Here is a 3,193-nt window from a genome sequence, read left to right as displayed (position 1 = left end):
CACCAGCGCCGGAGTCGCTGCTCTGTAGTGCCCACTTCGGGACACGGCGACGTACCGATTTCTTTGCAGTCGTAGCGCTAGGTGCTTTGGCCTTTTTCATCGTTTTCCCTGGTCGTTCTGAAATGTTTTCCGAGCATCACCGGTGCTCAAAAGTATGTCTCTTGATTTGAAAACTCCGCCTGTATGTCGCACAGCAGGTTATCTGCCCCAAATCCGCCACTCTTCAATAGAAGAGGAGTGCCGTCATAGGCTCCGCCGATTGCCACTCCCAAAGGGACGCCGGGCACGAACTCTCGAAGGAGACGAATCGCCGAGATCCCGAGAGCACGACAAACAAGACGGGCAGTGTCGCCACCGGTCATGACAAGCGCTCCGATGGAATGTTTTCCGCTCTCTGCCAATGCACTTTGAATCTCCGACTCGGATGTCTGGGCTCTTGGAACCCTCTTGAGGAGAAAACTGACCGGTTCGCAGCTGGATTCAAGCCGTACTGTTTGCCTGACCGTAACTGGATGATCGCTACCGATGAAGTAACAGGCTATCCCCGCCGGTTTTTGTTGCACTGGGGGAGGGGGCGCGATTGCAGAGGATGCTGCGGCAAGGGCATGGGCGAGGCCCCCGGAACCAATCCATAGGACGCGTATCCGCAACGACTGCGCCGCGCGTGCCACCGCTTCCAGATGCTCCTGCGTGTGAGCGTCACATAAAAGAGCTCGCTGCCCTTGATCTAAGAGAGCTCTGAAGTTGGCCACGATCTGATCCTCCGGGAGTCCCGCAGGGAGAAGAGAGATCTCGGGCAACTCCTGGGCAAGGTCCAACGACCGGGAGCCTGTGAGGTCATCGATTTGCAGTATCCCTTTTCCTACCCGCCTGCCCATCTGCGGATATGCCGGGGCGAGAACCGCCAGATCATAGTCCCTTGTAGAAAGAACCTCACGAATCTCGGCAAAGGTATTCCCACGAAAGACGGRGTCCACTTTCTTAAAGAGGATTGTGGAAGAGGGCAGGTCATGCAAGACAGACTGGATCCGCTCCTTGAGCTGGGACGGCTCCATATCTCTCGTATCGGAGCTCCATGCAACCACCGCGCCCGGTATGGGGGCAAGCCCGTTCATATCTACCCTGACGTCGGAGCAAGTGCGCGTAAACGCAACCGCTGCGTCGGCCGCACCAGTAAGATCGTCAGCCAGAATGACCAGGGCTTCGGGCGATTCTCCAATCATCTCTGTTGCTCTGGCGGACATTCGCTCTCAAGGACCCCAGTAGGCGCATTGTTTCGAAAATATGAAAATAATGTCAAGATAATTTCCAAAAACAGAAGTATTTGGAAATATCAGCCTGGCCCACCGCCTTCGAATCCCGCGCCTTCAGCTCTCGTTGACGATCCGCGATCGCTACCCCTATAGTTAGGTCGCATGTATCGCAATATATCTTGCGTATTACGCAAGATATGCGTTGAGAGTGCTTGCGTACCCAAGGAGTGTTCGGTGAGAAAAGGCCTGGTTTTGCTGAATGTATTGTTGACGGCGGTGAGCGCGCTTGCTTCAGGACCTTCTTTCACGCCCGATGTGCGATTTACGGGACCGACGGCCAAGGGTYGGAACAGAGTAGGTCAGGCGAATTGGAGTGCTGATGCCGGCACGATTACGGGAAAGCCGGCAGGAAACGGCGGAGGCTGGCTCGTACTGGACAATTCATACCAGGACGTCAGCTTCTATACGGAGTTTCGTTGTGAAGATAGTTGCGAGACTGGAGTGTTACTCCGCGCAGAGAAGACGTCAGACGGCGGGATGAAGGGCGTCTACGTATCGCTCGATGATTCAACGCTAAACACCTACGCGGTGACGATCGATCCTAATGGAAAGATGGTGAAGCAAGAGAAGCTGCCGCGTGGTGGCGTGCTGGCTCGTCTAACTCCTCCTCCTTCTTCTTCTCAATCACAGAGTGACAACCGGCCCCGGCCGCAGAGCCCCAACGTCGATCTTCCTCTTAAACCTGCCGATACCTCCCTCCGAGCTCACGAGTGGAACTCGGTGGAGATCTTCTTTGACGCCAATACTGTCCGGTCATTTCTCAATGATGGCCGCCAGCAAGGGGCGATGGTCGAAGACGGTGGCTATGGGCCTGTAGCGTTGTATGCCGGTGGCAAGGGTGCAGTCCAGTTTCGCAACGTCGCTTACATGGACATGTCTCTGAAGACACGGGATGAGGAGAAGGTCGGTCCATACTTCCGGAAACAGAGATTGAGCGACTTCTATTATTCGTGGGGAACAGCGGCTGCGGACTTCAACAAGGACGGTGTACTCGATGTCGTCTCCGGGCCTTACATCTACTACGGTCCCGACTATCGGAAGTCTCGGGAGATCTACTATGCATTCCCCTCGAATCCCTTGACCGAGTTTGCGGGCGATTCGACGATGGAGTTTGCCGCGGACTTCGACGGAGACGGCTGGCCAGACATCCTCACCGTAAACTTTGGCGGCGGCCCTGGGGCACAGCTCTACATCAATCCAAAGGGTGAGAATCGTCGCTGGCAGAAGTATGCGGTAGGCACAGGGGTGCAAAGCGAGATCGCGCTACTGCGGGATATCGACGGAGATGGGAAGCCGGAGCTGGTTTACAGCGGTGCTGGACACGTCCGCTATGCGAAGCCCGATCCCGCCAGACCCACAGAGAAATGGGTGGTGCATGACATCTCCGACGCCGGTTACGGCGTCGCCCATGGAATCGGTGTTGGGGATATCAACGGTGATGGACGGCTCGACGTCATAAACCCTTACGGCTGGTGGGAGCAGCCGGCGGCTGGAGCCGACTCAGGTCCGTGGACCTATCATCCCGCCGCTTTCGCGCAGTTCGGCCGAGGTCTGATGGGCGGGAGTGTGATGGCGGTCTATGACGTGAACGGTGACGGGAAGAACGATGTTGTGACGTCACTCAATGCTCATGGATGGGGGCTTGGCTGGTATGAGCAGAAGCGGGACAGCTCAGGCAAGATCAGTTTCACCGAGCACATGGTCATGAATGACCGGTCAGCCAAAAACGCCGGCGGTGTAGTGTTCTCGGAACTGCACGGCACATCGTATGCGGATGTTGATGGCGATGGAATCCCGGACTTTATCGCAGGGAAGCGCTACTTCTCCCACCTCGATACAAATATCGACCCTGACCCGAGAGGGGCTCCGGTGCTGTACTG

2 protein-coding genes are annotated in these 3,193 nt (G+C 56.3%); one reads left to right on the top strand and one right to left on the bottom strand.

The features are described from left to right. Positions 1-146 precede the first annotated feature (146 nt). Complete coding sequence (locus tag AB4043_RS19890; RefSeq protein ID WP_442307874.1) at positions 147-1,244, bottom strand: four-carbon acid sugar kinase family protein; 1,098 nt, start codon at positions 1,242-1,244, stop codon at positions 147-149. Between the two features lie 243 nt (positions 1,245-1,487). Here AB4043_RS19890 and AB4043_RS19885 point away from each other — a divergent pair. Next, positions 1,488-3,193: FG-GAP-like repeat-containing protein (locus tag AB4043_RS19885; RefSeq protein ID WP_442307873.1), on the top strand; the 1,706-nt coding region annotated here is incomplete at its 3' end.

The organism is Terriglobus sp. YAF25, from assembly GCF_052113305.1.
Taxonomy (GTDB): Bacteria; Acidobacteriota; Terriglobia; order Terriglobales; family Acidobacteriaceae; genus Terriglobus.
Note: the sequence above shows the minus strand (reverse complement) of the source record. Positions and strands in the feature narration are given on the sequence as shown.